Below are 15804 nucleotides of genomic sequence, written 5' to 3'. Positions count from 1 at the left end.
CTGCGGAATCGCTTTCAATCTTGTGTTCCTATTTCATTCAGAAGGAGTGCGATTATGAACGCCTTAAAGAAGAAAGTATCGCTCGTTCTCTGTGCGCTGCTGTGCGTACAGCTGCTTGCATTCACGGCAGGGGCAAGATCGGCCAATGCCGATCCGGCGCCGCAAAGCGTGAAGGTCACGTTTGACGACCCGATCTTGAATGAAGGCATTACAACTTGGGCTGGAGACGGCGGCGGTGCAAGTACCGTCTCGCTTGGCGGCCAGACCGGCTTGCAGACGAACCCTGCGGGCGGCGTGAGCTATATCTACGGCAACGTAGACGATAGCTACATTAACGGCGGCACGAACGAGGTACAGATCGCTGTCGATTATTACGATGCGGCAGAGTCGAGCGGCGGGAAATGGAAGATCACCTACGACGCCGCAGATATGCCGTGGAAGGACTCGAGCAATGTCGAGCTGACGGGCTCGAACACATGGAAGACGTACACGTTCACGCTGGAGGACGCCAAGTTCGCCAACGAGTGCAACGGAGCGGACTTCCGGATCGAAACGACGGCGCCGGTGACGTTCCGGAGCATCGCCGTAACCAAGGTCATCCCTGAAATGACACAAGCGAAGGTCACGTTCAACGATCCGGTGTTGAATGAGGGCATCACGACGTGGATCGGAGACGGCGGCGGCGCGAGCACCGTCACGCTTGGCGGGCAGACCGGCCTGCAGACGAATCCGGAGAGCGGCGCGAGCTATATCTACAGCAACGTGGACGACAACTTCATTAACGGCGGCACGAATGCCGTCCAGGTGGCCGTGGAGTATTACGATTCCGAAGCACCTGACGGCGGGAAGTGGGAGCTTGCTTATGACGCGGCGGACACGCCGTGGAAATATCTGAGCGGCATCGAGCTGACCGGCACGAACACATGGAAGACGTACACGTTTACGCTGGAAGACGCCAAGTTTGCTGGTGAGAGCAACGGCGCCGACTTCCGGATCGGCACGACGGTTCCGGTGGCGTTCCGGAGCATCACGGTCACGAAGTATGAAGCCCCACCCGTGCTGCAAAATGCAAAGGTGACTTTTGATAACCCGATCTTAAGCGAGGGGATCACGACATGGACGGGGGACGGCGGCAGCGCAAGCTTCGTCACGCTTGGCGATCAAACCGGCCTGCAGACAAACCCGTCGAACGGAGCCAGCTATATCTACGGGAATGTAAGCGACAGCTACATAAACGGCGGCAAGAATGCCGTGCAGATCGACGTCGTCTATTTCGACGCGAGCATCCCCGGAGGCGGCAAATGGGAGCTTGCCTATGATTCGCTCGACACCCCGTGGTCCTATTTGAAAGGCATCGAGCTGACAGGCTCCAATACGTGGAAGACGTATACGTTCACGCTGGAAGATGCCAATTTCGCCAACGAAAGCAACGGCGCCGATTTCCGGATCGGCACGACAGCGGCGATCGCGTTCCGCAGCATCAACGTGACGAAGCTCGCGCGCGTGAAGATCGAAGCTTCGACCGCCAAGGTCGGGAACGTATTCTATTCCGGCGAGAGCGCGGCTTTCGGTTTGACGCTGACGAACGAGACGGCAGACGGCACGTTCGGCGTGACTTATAAAGTGCTTGATTACAACAACGCTGTCGTGCTGCAGAACGCCTTCACGGCAACGATCGCGCAGGGCGAAGCGGCCAATAAACCTATCGACCTCGGCGTCCTTCCTCGCGGCGCTTACAAGCTCGCGGTCGAAGTCGCGAACGGAGACGGAACGCCGAGCGCGCATGAGGAGTACCGGTTCAGCGTCATCCAGGATTTGTCCGGACGCGAACTGACAATCGATAACTTCGGCGTCGGCGCCCATTTCTCGCAGTCCAAGGGGAATCCCGACATATTGCTTCCGCTTATGAAGCAAGCCGGCATTCAATCGGTTCGGGACGAATATTATTGGGGCAACATCGAGCAGCAGCCAGGCGTGTTCGACTTCTCCGGCGGCGACGCTTACGTCAATAAGATCGTTGCGGCGGGCCTCGATCCGCTGATCATTCTTGATTACGGCAACGATCTGTACACACAGGGCATCGTCGATACGCCGGAAGAACGCACGGCCTTCGCGAATTATGCATTTAAAGTTGCCGAGCATTTGAAGGGCAAAGTGAGCCATTTCGAGGTGTGGAACGAATATAACGGCGGCGGCGGCGGCTCGGCGGATCAATATTTCGAGCTGCTGAAGTCGACGTACGCTGCGGTCAAAGTTGCAAACCCGGATGCGGTCGTCGTAGGCGGCGGCGTGCTGGGCTATGATTCGACCTTCCTGAAGCGGGTCATCGATTTGGGCGGCTATGATTATATGGACGCGCTCTCGATGCATCCGTATGCAGGCGCGAACAACCCTGAGCAGCAAGGCGTCTTCGGCTTCTCGGAAGATATTACGTCCTATATCGCGACCAAAACGGCGAAGCATATCCCGATCTGGATTACAGAGACGGGCTGGCCGACGCAGTACGCCCAGAACGGAGGCGTGTCGGAATCCAGACAGGCTGCGTATATTTCACAGCTTTATATTTTGAATCACGCGAATCCCGGCAAGTTCGAGAGGATATTCATCTACGATTTCCAGAACGACGGGACGAACCCGGCCGAAGGCGAGCATAATTTCGGTCTCGTGTCGCTCGAGGCGGGAGGAGCATCCAAGCCGTCCTATGTAGCGCTTAACGCGGCTTCCGATCTGCTGAACGGGAAGACATTCGAGCGGCTTTACGATTCGTTTGCTTCCGCGCCGGATCTGAGGATCGCCAAATTCAAGAGCGACGAGGACGGAAGTCCGGACGTGCTGGCGATCTGGTCAAACGGAGGCGAGCAGTCGGTCAGCCTGAACGTCGGCACGACAGGCGAGACGACCGTAACGGACGCTTTCGGCAAGGACAGTTCGTTCGCGACTGTGAATGGCTCGATTTCCTTGACGGCATCGGAGCTGCCGCAATATCTCGTCGGCCATTTTGCAGAAGACCCGGTCGTAGGCACACCGTACTTCTCCTCCGCAGACGCGCTCGTAAACGTCGTGCCGGGCGAGGATGTGGAGCTGAAGATCAATCGTTCCGCCGAAGGGCAGAGCTTATCCGGCACGTATGACGTCAGCTTGCCGGACGGCTGGTCTGTCGTATCGGGGCAAACCTTCAGCGCTGGATCGAGCCAGGATACGATCACGGTTCATGTGTCCGCAGACTCCGTGCAGGATTCGAACATCGTGACGATTCATCCGCACAATGAAGAAGGAAGCGTGCTTGGCGAAGCGGTCGTGCATACGAAGACGGTCGATTCGTTCGTCGTCGAGACCTATCCGGTTGAGAAGACGAGCGGCGACGGCTGGGAATTTGCGGTCAGACTCGTCAACAATTATTCGTTTGCTTCAATCCCTGCGGGAACGGTGACCGTATCCGAGCCTGCGGATTCCGCGGGCACGCAGAGCTTTGATGCGGTCGCGCCGAAGTCCGAACGGGTGCTCTACTTCCCGGCGCCTATGCTGGCTGGCGGCTGGACGACACATTTTAACGTGAAAGTGGAACGCTCGGACGGTTATTCGAAAACCATCGAGAAAGCCGTTAGCTCGCTGACCGCCGTTAAGAAAGCGGGCGACGAGAATATCGTCATCGACGGCAATATTCAGGATGACGAGTGGAAGAACGCCATGACGTATACCCTCGACAAAGCGGAGCAGACGAAAAACTTCAACGAGACTTCCCCATGGGGCGGCGCATCGGATTTGAGCGCAACCGGCAAGGTGAAGTGGGATGACGACTATCTGTACATGGCTTTCTCCGTCACGGACGATACGCACTATCAAGCGAATACGCCCGACTTTGCTTGGCAGGCGGACAGCGTCCAGGTGTCGATCGACCCTGGCAGAGCAGCCGGCTACAATTCGATCGGCCATCACCAGCTGTTGTTTGCGCTCAATTCGCAAACCGGCGAGTCGATGAAGGCGGTCTCGAATTCGGACGTGGCGGAGCTGAAATCAGGCCTGCTGCAGAACAGTCCGGTCAAAATCGTCAGAGACGAAGCGCATAAGCGGACGAATTACGAGATCGCGCTGAAATGGTCGGAAATATTGCCGGCGAGCCGGATTCCTGCGGCAGAGCGGCTGACGGACATCGGCTTCTCGATGCTCGTCAACGACAGCGAAGGCGCTCAAAGGCGGGGCTGGATCGAGTATATGAGCGGCATCGGCTTCCAGAAGGATCCTTCGCTGTTCGGCGACCTCATTCTGACGGACCGCAACCAAATTACGATTCCGCAAGTGGAGCAGCCTGGCGGCGGGGAAGATCCTTACATGCTTCCGCCGAAGGCGGGCAATTTCGTGCCGCAAACCGAAATGTCCGTGCAGTCGGTCAGCAGCCAGCATCCGTCCGCTCCACCTGAGAATGTGCTGGATTCGGACCTGAGGACGAACTGGTGGGTCAGCTGGGATGATCCGCCGAAGCCGCATTTTATCATGCTGGATCTAGGCAAGAGCTATAACGTCAGCAGCATCTGGTATCGCACGCAGATGGACTATGACGGCGGCATGATCTATCGCTACAATGCGTATGTCGGCGATAGTCCGGACCAGCTTGTGAAGGTCGTGGACGACGCGGAGGCGCCTACCGTTACGGTTGACGATCCGGAATCAACGATCGGCGAGTACGCGCTTCAGTTTCCTTCTGCGCACAGCGGCAGGTACGTGAAATTGGAAGTGACGAATTCGAAGTATGACGATCTGCGCATCTCCGAGCTGAATGTCGGCTTCGATCCGTCGAATAACGGCAACGGAAACGGCAATGGCAATGGCAATGGAAGTGGAAGTGGAAACGGCAATGGCAACGGCAATGGCAATTCGGCCGGCGAGGGGAAACAGCAAATCGCCGTCGATTCGGCCGCATGGACCAAAGCGCTGGCGGATGCCGTACAGGAGTCCGGCTCCGATCACAAGGTCGTGCGTTTCTCCGTTGACGGGGAGTCCGAAACGGTGGAATACGAAGTCAAGCTTCCGGCTGAAGCATTCGCGAATACGCAGGGTCCGGTCACAATCGAAATTGCAACCCCGGTCGGAACCGTCCGGCTTCCGTCCGGCATGTTCCAAGGAACCGGGATATCCGGCGACGTCAGTATCAATCTTGCAGCAGCCGATAAGAGCGCATTGCCAGGCAATGCGGCACAGCTGATCGGCGATCACCCTGTTATTGAGCTGACCGTCAAGTCTGGGGATCGGGTTGTGGCATGGAACAATCCGAATACGCCGGTAACCGTATCCGTTCCTTACGCGCCAAGCGATGCGGAGAAGGCTGACCCCGAACATATCGTCGTCTGGTATATTGGCGCGAATGGGGAGGCAACCCCAGTCCCGAACGGCAAGTATGATGTGGAGACCGGGCAGATCACGTTCAAGACAACCCACTTCAGCACCTATGCAATCGCTTATGCGAACAAGACGTTCACGGATATCGCGAACCTGTCCTGGGCCAGACACTCCGTCGAAGTTCTCGCCTCGAAGGGCATCGTGAACGGCGTTTCCGATTCGGCCTTCGAGCCGAACGACTGGATTACGAGGGCTGACTTCCTCGTAATGCTGATGCGTACGCTGGAGCTTAACGGCCATGAGGGCGAAGGATTCGTTGACGTTCCGGCAGGCGCCTACTACGAGCGCGCCGTGCGCGTCGCGCAAAGACTCGGAATCGTGCAGGGATCAGGAGATGGCAGATTCAATCCGAAGGCGGCGATTTCCAGAGCCGATATGATGGTCATGACGCAAAAGGCGCTAAAGGCGGCGGAGCTTATTGCAGATTCCGGCAGCGAAGCGCCGCTGAGCTTCAAGGACGCTGATCAGGTCCCGACTTATGCGGTTGCCGGCGTCACGACTCTCGTTTACTTGGATCTCGTCCATGGCGACGGCGAGCGCATTGCGCCTGCTGCATCGAGCACGCGGGCGCAGGCAGCCGTGCTGCTCTATAATCTTTACAAGCGGTTCGTCTAAGAGCAGGCTGATTATGATTATATTACCGCTGGAAATAAGACTGATCCGGCAAACTAGCCGGTCGCGGCGCTTGCATACGCATGCGCGCGGCCGGCTTCCGCCGTCTCTTGACAGACTGCGGAGAACCGCATTACATTGAAGGTACGAAAGGGGATGGCCGGTATGAGCAGCAGCGGAGCCGCATTCGATCGTTTCAAGCAACTGCTGGCGGCCCCCTGCGATTATGTAGCCAGGTCGTTGTTTCGCAAAATCTTGCTATTGTTCTTCCTGACGATCGCCATCGTCGTGTCGGCACTCGGGAGCCTTTACTATCATCAGACTTCCGCCGACATTAAAGCGCGCGCCATCGGCAATATGAGAAGCCTGGGCGAGCAATCCGCCTCCAAGCTGGAAACGCAGTTGGCAACCATCAAAAACTCAGCTTGGGACCTGTTCTCGGACCCGGAGTTCAGGCGTTTCGTGGAAAGGATGGACGCAGACCCCGATGCCTATAGCCAATACGCATGGAAGTTCAGCAAGTTCATGAGCAACAACCCGATCGCCGAGTTTATTATCGTTAGCCAGATGAACGGGATTCACTTGGTTAAGGGCAACATCGACAATATGGAACGCATTGATCTCAAAAAAATGAAAGCGATTTCGATCGATACCGGCGGTAAAGGCGTCTGGGTCGAAACCAGGACGCTAAATTCGAGTACCGGCCAAATGGCAGATACGCTCACTTTCGTGCAGGCAATCCGCAAAATCGAGCTCTACTCGGACTCGAAGATTATCGGTTTTCTCGTCATTCAGCTTTCCCCCCGGTATCTAAGCGAATGGCTCGGGGGGCTGGGCGGTGGCGGACAAGGAACGTACGCGCTGGTTGATCGGAAGGGTGGCGTCACCCGGGTTGCGGCGAATGACGATTTCCCGCCTGACTTGAACGGTATGCCGAAGCTTCTTGACGTGAATTCCTCGCAGCGGGTGCGGGAAAAGGTTGGGACAAGCGGAGACATGCCGACGTTGTTCGTCGCCCATGGCATTTCGAATTCTCCTTGGATTCTGGTAGGGGAAGTATCGCTCAAGACGCTGCTAAGGCCGGTCAATGAACTGGCGCGACAAACGATGCTGATCACTCTCCTGTGCTTCATCGGGGCGATGGTGCTCGCAGGCGTTCTCTCCTCGACCATCACGATCCCGCTCAAGCAGCTGCGCAAAGGGATGCGTGCCATCGAAAGAGGCGATTATCTATTCACGGTGCCGGTCCGGTCAAGAGATGAGATCGGATATATTGTCCAGCGGTTCAACCAGATGGCAGGCGAGATCAATACGCTCGTCGTCAAGGTATACGAGACCGATCTGGTCAAGAAGGACGCCGAAATCAAATCGCTTCATTCGCAGATCAACCCGCATTTTCTATATAACACCCTCGGCATGATTGACGGCCTCGCCGAAATGTACGATGCGCCGAAAATAAGCAAAATCAGCGGCTCCCTCGCCCGCATCTTTCGATACAGCATCAGTCCGGGCCACTTGTTCCCGCTGAAGGCGGAGATCCGCCAGCTTGAGCTGTATCTCTACATCCAGCAGAACCGGTTTTCCGAACGGCTGAGCTATGCGATTGAAGTCGAGCAGGGACTCGATGGCGTTCTCATTCCGAAGCTGCTGGTTCAGCCGCTCGTGGAAAACAGTTTCAAGCACGGTATCGATTATATGAAGAGCGGCGGTCAGGTCCGCGTCAAGGTTTGGTCCGATGGGGAGGAAGAAGTATACATTTCCGTCTGGAATAACGGCCCGGCGATCACGGCGGATAAGCTGGAAGAGATTCGCGGCATGCTGGAGCGCATTGAATTGTCCGCATACGGCTCGAATTCCGCTTCGATCGGTCTTGCTAACGTCGTGCAGCGGATCAAACTCGTCTATGGCACCGCTTACGGTCTATCCTTCGTCAGCAGTGAAGAGGAAGGGACCACGTTCTGCATGCACATCCGAAGGTTGCGAGAGGAGGAACGGCCTGCATGAAAGTGATGATCGTGGATGACGAACCCTATTTGCGTGAAGGACTCCGCATCAAGATCGGGAAAATGAACCTCGGATTGACCGTCGTCGGAGAGGCCGGCGATGGCCAAGAAGCGATCGAGAAGCTGCCCGTGCTCTCCCCGGATATCGTACTGACTGATATTCGCATGCCCGTCGCGGACGGCCTGACCTTCATCCGGGAAGCGAAGGAACGGTACGAAGGCTCGCATTTCATTATCATCAGCGGATACGAGGATTTCGATTATGCGAAGAAAGGCATTCAGTACGATGTGCAGGACTATATTCTGAAGCCGGTGGACACCGACGAGCTGAGGGAAAGCCTGATGCGCATGATGTCCAAAATCGCAGAAGAGCGCAAGCGCGCTTCGGCCGCCTCTCGTCTCGCGATCCGAAACGAGGAAATTTCGCGGCAAACGGAGCTGACTCGAATCGTGCAGCAGCTTCCAGGCATCGAGGGCGGCGAGCGTGAAGGAAGAACGGAGCTGCCCGATGCTTTCGCGCGCAGCAAGTCGTTCGTTGCCATCGTGTACGAGCTGCAGCCGGTCAAACTGCCCCACCGGTCGTTCGAGAAGGGCGATGAGGAGCTGCTTTTCTTTGCGGTCATGAACATGATTTCGGAATTGCTCGAGACGCCGGAACGGCGAGGGCTGCTGTTCCGGCATGCCATCGAGGAAAGACGGCTCGTCTATGTGCTCGCGGACATCAGGTATATGAATGCGGTGCTGCTGGCTCAGGATTTGACCAAAGTCATCGATGATGTACGGAACTATTTGAGCCTCGGCATCACTGTCGGCTGCGGCCGGATCGTCAGCTCGCAGTGCCGGATCAATAGCTCCTACTATCAGGCGGCGCGCGCTTCGCGACCGGGTGCTCTATGGTCCGTACCGCGTATTTGCGGCGCCGCAGGAATCGACCGTCTCCTCTCGCAGCGCGGCGATCGGCGAAGATGACGAGAAACTGCTGTCCCGCTATTTGAACGAGTGCAATTGCGAGGCGGTTAGGCAGTGGATTGAACGGCGGGTGGAGAGCATAGCGGGTGAAGAAGGAGCCACCTTCTCCAGGCTCGAAAGCTTCTGCGCCGATTTATATTTGTTCTTTCGCAAATACCTGCTGTATCAGACGAGCGTGCCCGAATGGGTGCTCGGCGAAATGGAGGATTTGCTCGGTTGGCTCCATGCGCTGGAGGAATGGCGCAAAATTCCGGAGCGGATGGCGGCGTTCGCGGAGCGAATGATCGGACACTGCATCAAGCTTCGGAGCGATCAGGAGTATGATGCCACGGAGGAAGTGAAGCTCTATATTCACGCGAACATGCATGAGCAGTTGACGGTACAGTCCGTGGCGGAACGTTATTATTTTCACCATAATTATTTTTCGCGCTGGTTCAAGAAGAAATTCGGCGAGAGCTTCGTAGGTTACTTGACCGCAATCCGCATGCGCAAGGCGGAGCAGCTGCTGCGGGATACCGCTCTGAAAATTCAGGAGATAGCGGAGTTGACCGGATATTCGGACGCCTCCTACTTCGGAAGTGTGTTCCGAAAAATATACGGCGTGACGCCGATCCACTATCGCGCGCAAGCTTCCGAAGCCGAAGGGAAGCGCGAATGACGCACAATTCCAGCGATTTTGACCTCGCACGGGAAGGACCTTCGAAGGGAGGGGCAGCATGGGAAACAAGCTTGACATGAAGTTGTCAGTTCCCGCATTTACGGCGGCATCGCTGTTGGCGCTCTTATCGGGCTGCGCTTCCGGCTTCACATTCGGTTCGTCCGGGAATGACGAGCGGGGCATGACGCCGGAGGAAACCGCAGAGCCAATCGAGATCGTCGCTTGGGACGAGCCTTCGCCGGATGACATATCGAAACCAATCGTCGAGCGGATGTTCGCCCGGTTCGAGGAGCTGCATCCGAACATTAAGGTGCAGCATGTCGATGCCAATCAGACGAGCGACAGGGAGAAGTTTCTGACATCCGTAGCGGGCGGGGAGCAGCCGGATATCTCGAGGGCAGCTTTTCCGGATATCATGGTCTACATGGAGCGGGGAATGGCGGCGGACATTACGGATCTGGTTGACGCATTCCCGCAGAAGAATGATTTCGTCGACGGCTCCTTTGACCTGGTGAATCGCAACGGCCGGATTTTCGGAATTCCTTACGAGATCTATTGGACGGGACTGTTCTACAACAAGAAACTGTTCAGCCAGGCTGGAATCGAAGGCCCGCCGGACACATGGGACAAGTTCGCAGACGCGGCCGAGCGTTCGATGGCTGCGAATCCGGGAACGACTGGGTTCGATATTCTAGGCATGGATTGGGCGGATTGGCATTTCGAATATTACGTTTGGCAGGCTGGAGGGGATTTGACCGAGAAGCTTTCGGATGGCACGGTCAAGCTGCTGTTTACGAGCGAGCCGGTAAAGAAGGCACTCCAGTACTACAAGGATTTGAAATGGAAGCGTATGGTTGTCCAGAAAAACGTCGTGCAGGATATCAATGAGAACAACAAAGATTTCTACACGGAAAAAACGGCAATGATCCTTGGTTCTTCGTACGGCTTCGGCGAGTTTCTGAGCAAAGGAATGCCCGCCGAGGACATTGGCTTTGCACCGTTCCCCAAAGGTCCGGCCGACGTCGCACCGTCTCAGATCGGGGGATCGTACTGGATGTTCAATCCCCATGCGAGCCCCGAGCAGCTTAAGGCTGCGGTTGAATACGCCATGTTCTTCATGTCGAAGGAAGCGAGTGATATGTACGCCAGTTGGGCGCTCGAGAAAGGCATTGTTATGCATCCGCTCAGCGTGCTAAAGAGGGCGAACAGCTCGGAATATACGGGCGGACTGCCGGATGACTACGTGAAGGCAGTACGGGGCGCAGTGAAGGACAGCCGTCCCGAATATTTTTTGAAAGCAGTGCTGAGCCCCTATCTCGTCAAGGCGATCCAGCAGGTGCTGCTAGATCCTCAGGCGGACCCGCTCACGGAGCTGAAGAAAGCGCAATCGGCCGCTCAGCGGGAGGTCGTGGACAAGTACAACGCTGACGTGAGGGGCGGCATGCGCTGACAGGACTGCGGTTCAGAGGTCGCATTGGGTCAAATGGTATGGACGAAATTCAAATTTTTCCCAAATTGCGCTCTCCATCAAATAAAGCTGCCAGCATTGTGCCGGCAGCTTTATTGCATTGCCGCGCTCAAAACAACACGACGGCAGCTGGCTTGATGGCCAGCTGCCGTTTTCATTGAAGTAACAGGCAGTTGTGTTGAATATATTAACTATTTATAGGTGATGATTTCCATGTTTCACTAATGTTGTTAACATTGTCTATCACCTCTCTGTTGTGCAGTACTGTTTCTTCTAGGCCCTTTAAGTATATAACTTAGGGAATTAATGTCATTCTTGATGCCACAAATGTTGGATCAACAACAAGAGTAGCTGCATTAAAGAGATATTCTAACAGTAGCCATGAAAAAATTTGTTATTACATAAACACACCGATTGAGGTTTGCCGTAAAAGAAATAGTCTAAGAGATAACCCAGTTTCTGATACAGCAAAACTAGAAATGCACAAAAGCCTGGAAATTCCAGCGGTTGATGAATGATTTCATAAAATATAACGTGGATAGAACCGAATACATAAACGGATAATATTAGAAATATCCGAGAGGTGATCAAATTGAAGCAACTATTCATTTTCGTTTTTTTATTCCTCCTCGTCTATGCGCTCGTAACTTCACTAGATCTTCTGCAAGGTCTCGGCGTTTCCGAAACGTTGCATGAATTGATTAAAATCAGACATAGAACCAGTGTAGAAGACTATTTTTTAAGCGTTGTTTTTTTTCTGCCGCTCCTGATTTCCGCTTGCGCCAAGCGTATTAAGCGAAAGCACACATAAGCAGCATCAAATCAGTTCATGGCTTTATGTCTGATCCAGGCGATAAGAAGCAATAGGACGGGAACGACGATTTGCAGCGGCAGATGCAAATAGTAAGGCACGATCTTAACCCCTTCGTAGATATGATGAATATACGTAGGCGCAATGATAAGCGAGCTGATTAAAACCATTACCCCGATTGGATAAATCACATTCTTTCTTTCTTTCAACTTGAACAATTGGGCCGCGCCGATCATGGCACAGTAGAAATAGACAGTGATTTTCACGAATCCCAAAATGACCATGCAGATAATCACCACGGTATCAAGCCGCTGTACGAAATGAGAAATGTCGATGTAGCTTCCTGCCGTAAGGAAAGGAAATGCCGAGCGTTCGATCACATTGGCGCCTAAGACGGCAATGTTTAATATCGTAAACAACGTCAGGAATAGGCCACTCACAGCGATCGCGGTCATTCCTGCCTTCTTTGCCTGCTCTTGCTTATTTAGGAAAGGCAGAAGCATCGTAAAAGCAATCAATTCTCCGAACGGAAACGTTAACGTAGTTGGAAATATGCTTTTGAGAACAGGGTCCCAGCCATGCTCCAATACTGGGAGAAAATGATGCGATTTCATAATGTCGCTTGCAAATTCAAGAATCACCAAAGAAAGCAACATGAACACGATGATAAAAAAGCAAAGCTCCGCTATGCGAAAAAAAACTTCAAGTCCTTGATGGGCCGCATACATGACGCAAATCACCATAATAATACCGATGGTCCAGAGCGTGCTTGACCGATAGGCTGTAATTACGAGCAGCTCCTCGAAATCGCGCAAAACGCGGGATGCAATGTAAATGAAATAAACGACATACGCGAGTCCGATCAGCCAGCCTAGAACCGACCCGAGAATGCTTTGCAGATATTGGATCAAAGTCTTAGAGGGGTACAGTTCGGCCAGCTTCGTATAAACCAAATACAGGATGCAGCCTAAACCCGTTGCCAAGAAAACCGACATCCAAGCATCTTGATGGGCGTCGGCGGCCAATCCAACCAAAATGGCGCTCCCAATCTCAAATAGAAACATGACGCTAAACAACTGAAAACTGTTTATTCTTTCCTGGCTCATCTTGCTTATCCGGCTCCTTAATCAATAGGGATAAGGCTTGATTCTCATTCCTACCCCTTCGATATCGATACTCGCGTGAACGGTTACCTTCGCCTTCGAAAACACCTCATCCCATTGCTCGCTGTAGTCATTCCATTTGCGGGGATGAGAATAGTGCAGAATTTCTCCAAAGCCGAATACATCGCTCTTCATTTTTTGCGCGGCTCTAATGCCTTCTTTGATTTCCTTCTCTAGCTCCAGAACTGCCTTGTCCTCATATTCCTGGAGTACCTCTCGCTTGCTTATGTCTTTGTTGCACAGCAATTCGCTGATGAATCCATAACCCTGGACTTGAACGTTAATCTCGGCTTGATTCTTCGTGATATCGACATGGGAATGACTGCGTAACCGGTTAATGACAAGCGCGTTATAGTGCTTTTCGTCACAAGGAATCCTCAAGAATGTTTTCTTTATTTTGTTGTCTATGATCTGCAGCGACTTTGTCTTCTGTCCATCCATCCAGCCCACAAGCATTCCCTCTTTAAAGACCCCGATCCCGTTGAGCGCCACATAGGTCTTATCCATGCTTTCCAAATTCTTTTTGGTAATGCCGGTCTTCTTGTTGCCGACGATGGTTACTCCGCTTATGGCCGGTTCCGAACCCAAGTTCGTCAGGTCCTCAATGACATCGTAGATCTTAGTGTCGCCATGTTCCCCTAGAATGAGGGAAGCGTTCTCCAGCTTGCCTTCCAGCGTTCGAACGGGGATTTTATCGATTGAGACAAGCGTATCCAAGAGCGTTTTCACATCTGAATTCCGAGCGACCAAGACAGGAATATTCACGCGCACGTTGGCATCCCGCTCAAAGATGTCGAAAACGAAGTTTAAACTTTCCTTCCTCGCCAATTTCTCGCCAATTACGACGAGTTGAATGTGCGAATGAATATTTCTACGTGAAAAAACATTTGCATGATTCATTGCCGCTTCTGACAGCGTCTTTCCGGTCGTCTTAAAATCGATGACGGGCGTTGTTCCAGACCCCGTGCTTTTAGCGGCATTCTCGCTCGGATTCACCACCTGGTACGTAACCTCATACATGTCTTTATTGGGCAGATAATCGATTCCCAAACCGAGAACAATAGAAAGTTCATTTAATTCTTTGTAATTCGAGCACCCTGTGAGGGCGAACAATACCGTCAAGATCATGCAACTTAAAGCCGTTCTCACTCACGTTCACCCGCTTCATTTGTTGTTCTTTCTTTGAGAGCCGGCGCCGACAAGCTTTGGATCGGGAATCGCAGCAGCACGTCCTTCTGTTCGCGAAGTCTGAACGGAGCCATGGGAGCGAGGTAGGGAACCCCGAACGATCTTAGACCGCACATGTGCATGCCCCCGATAAGCGTCACAATTAAGAGACCGTACAACCCGCAATAGGATGCGACGATTAGGAGCAGAAAACGAAGCATGCGCGCCGTGATACCAATGTTGTAGTAGGGGAGCGCGAAGCTGGCTATGGCGGTGATTGAAACGATAATTACCATAGCCGCAGATACGAAACCCGCATCTACGGCTGCTTGTCCCAAGATAAGTGCTCCGACAATGGAGAGGGCCGGACCTACGGCTCTCGGCATGCGGATCCCAGCTTCCCGCAGCACCTCAAAGGTGACTTCCATAATAAGCGCTTCTACAGCAGCCGGAAAAGGAACAGCCTCCCTTTGCGCGGCGATGCTGACCAGTAAAACGGTCGGAACGAGCGCCTGGTGAAACGTTATCATGGCGACATATAAAGAAGGCGCGTAAAGCGCGAGGAGGAACGCCACCAGACGCAAAAACCTTAGCATGCTGCCGATATATGGATTCTGGTAATAATCCTCCGGGGACTGAAAGAATTGCGTAAACGTAACGGGGACGATGAGTACGAATGGCGTACCGCTGATAAAAATGGAGATGCGTCCTTCAAGCAAATTTCCAGCCACGATATCTGGACGCTCCGTATTCATCATTGTCGGAAAAGGCGATCGTTGCTCGTCTTGGATCATGCTCTCGATATAGCCCGATTCAAGTACGCCGTTGATTTTGATCTTTTGCAGCCGCTGCCTGACTTCCTTGACAATGGCTTCGTCTGCTATGCCTTTCACATACATGATTTCGACAGCCGTCTGCGTTACGTCTCCGATCCTCATCTGTTCAAGTCGCAGTTGCGGACTTTGAATACGCATCCGCACCAACGATGTATTAGTCCTGAGATTCTCAGTAAAGCAGTCTTTGGGGCCGCGTATGACCGTTTGCGTGGTCGGTTCAGAGATGCTGCGCGATTCGATTTGTTTGGTATCCAGTACAAGAGCGCATGGATCGCCATCGATTGCAATCACGGTTTTCCCGGAGATAAGGGCTGTGAGGATTGCCGACAACACTGTCGTTTCCTGCATATTAGAAATCGCGATTACCTGTTTCAAATGATGTTTTATCGCTTCAGGAGCGGAATCGGATTTGGCTGCGGTAAGAGGTTCTAAAATATGCTCGTTAATCTCTCTTGTTTTCGACATCCCGTCGATATAGATTAATGCTAGCGCACTTGGATATTCAGAATAATCAATGTAGCGAATGATCAAATCGGAACTATTGTCCAGGGCTTCTTGAACTTTAGCAACATTAGTAAGAAGGTTGGTATCTAGCGGCACTTCGGGAGGCATGGCATTAATTTGGTTATGATCGGGAGTTAAATCGTTTTTTTCGACATCTCGACCCACCTCACCATTTATTTTCTTACATTAATTCACCATATCATTTACAATAATAAGGTA

9 protein-coding genes are annotated in these 15804 nt (G+C 53.2%); 6 read left to right on the top strand and 3 right to left on the bottom strand.

The features are described from left to right. Positions 1 to 54 precede the first annotated feature (54 nt). From A8990_RS05010 to A8990_RS32865, 6 genes are all read left to right on the top strand, one after another. Positions 55 to 6009, top strand: a complete 5955-nt coding sequence (locus tag A8990_RS05010) for an S-layer homology domain-containing protein (RefSeq protein ID WP_116187925.1) — start codon at positions 55 to 57, stop codon at positions 6007 to 6009. 162 nt (positions 6010 to 6171) lie between these two features. Next, positions 6172 to 8010 carry a cache domain-containing sensor histidine kinase gene (locus A8990_RS05005; protein ID WP_181909406.1) on the top strand — a complete coding sequence of 613 codons (1839 nt, stop codon included), beginning with the start codon at positions 6172 to 6174 and terminating at the stop codon, positions 8008 to 8010. Next, on the top strand, positions 8007 to 8978 hold the full coding sequence (locus A8990_RS05000) for a response regulator (RefSeq protein WP_116187923.1): 972 nt from the start codon (positions 8007 to 8009) through the stop codon (positions 8976 to 8978). The genes A8990_RS05005 and A8990_RS05000 overlap by 4 nt, the downstream gene beginning before the upstream one ends. Beyond that, a complete protein-coding gene (locus A8990_RS04995) occupies positions 8896 to 9636 on the top strand; it encodes a helix-turn-helix transcriptional regulator (RefSeq protein ID WP_147306775.1) in 741 nt (246 codons plus the stop codon). The genes A8990_RS05000 and A8990_RS04995 overlap by 83 nt, the downstream gene beginning before the upstream one ends. Before the next feature lie 58 nt (positions 9637 to 9694). Further along, entirely contained in the window at positions 9695 to 11086 is a 1392-nt protein-coding gene (locus A8990_RS04990) for an extracellular solute-binding protein (protein ID WP_116187921.1), read from the top strand. 601 nt (positions 11087 to 11687) lie between these two features. Beyond that, positions 11688 to 11915 (top strand): YczF family membrane protein, encoded by a 228-nt coding sequence (locus tag A8990_RS32865; protein WP_484216269.1) that lies wholly within the window; start codon positions 11688 to 11690, stop codon positions 11913 to 11915. 11 nt (positions 11916 to 11926) lie between these two features. On the opposite strand, the gene A8990_RS04980 is transcribed toward A8990_RS32865, so the two are convergent. Genes A8990_RS04980 through A8990_RS04970 form a run of 3 tightly spaced genes read right to left on the bottom strand, consistent with a single transcriptional unit; the run spans position 11927 to position 15750 of the window. Then, on the bottom strand, positions 11927 to 13021 hold the full coding sequence (locus A8990_RS04980; protein WP_116187919.1) for a GerAB/ArcD/ProY family transporter: 1095 nt from the start codon (positions 13019 to 13021) through the stop codon (positions 11927 to 11929). Positions 13022 to 13042: 21 nt separating this feature from the next. Continuing rightward, the gene (locus A8990_RS04975; RefSeq protein WP_147306774.1) at positions 13043 to 14227 is read right to left on the bottom strand and encodes a Ger(x)C family spore germination protein; all 1185 of its coding nucleotides are present in this window, start codon (positions 14225 to 14227) and stop codon (positions 13043 to 13045) included. Beyond that, on the bottom strand, positions 14224 to 15750 hold the full coding sequence (locus tag A8990_RS04970; protein WP_245995843.1) for a spore germination protein: 1527 nt from the start codon (positions 15748 to 15750) through the stop codon (positions 14224 to 14226). The genes A8990_RS04975 and A8990_RS04970 overlap by 4 nt, the downstream gene beginning before the upstream one ends. Between the last annotated feature and the right edge of the window lie 54 nt (positions 15751 to 15804).

This window comes from Paenibacillus taihuensis, assembly GCF_003386535.1.
Lineage (GTDB): Bacteria > Bacillota > Bacilli > Paenibacillales > Paenibacillaceae > Paenibacillus_Z > Paenibacillus_Z taihuensis.
Note: the sequence above shows the minus strand (reverse complement) of the source record. Positions and strands in the feature narration are given on the sequence as shown.

Bases quoted from the DNA above. Each gene is read 5' to 3' on its own strand.
- A8990_RS05010 (WP_116187925.1), top strand. From the start codon at position 55: ATGAACGCCTTAAAGAAGAAAGTATCGCTCGTTCTCTGTGCGCTGCTG.
- A8990_RS05005 (WP_181909406.1), top strand. From the start codon at position 6,172: ATGAGCAGCAGCGGAGCCGCATTCGATCGTTTCAAGCAACTGCTGGCG.
- A8990_RS05000 (WP_116187923.1), top strand. From the start codon at position 8,007: ATGAAAGTGATGATCGTGGATGACGAACCCTATTTGCGTGAAGGACTC.
- A8990_RS04990 (WP_116187921.1), top strand. From the start codon at position 9,695: ATGGGAAACAAGCTTGACATGAAGTTGTCAGTTCCCGCATTTACGGCG.
- A8990_RS04980 (WP_116187919.1), bottom strand. From the start codon at position 13,021: ATGAGCCAGGAAAGAATAAACAGTTTTCAGTTGTTTAGCGTCATGTTT.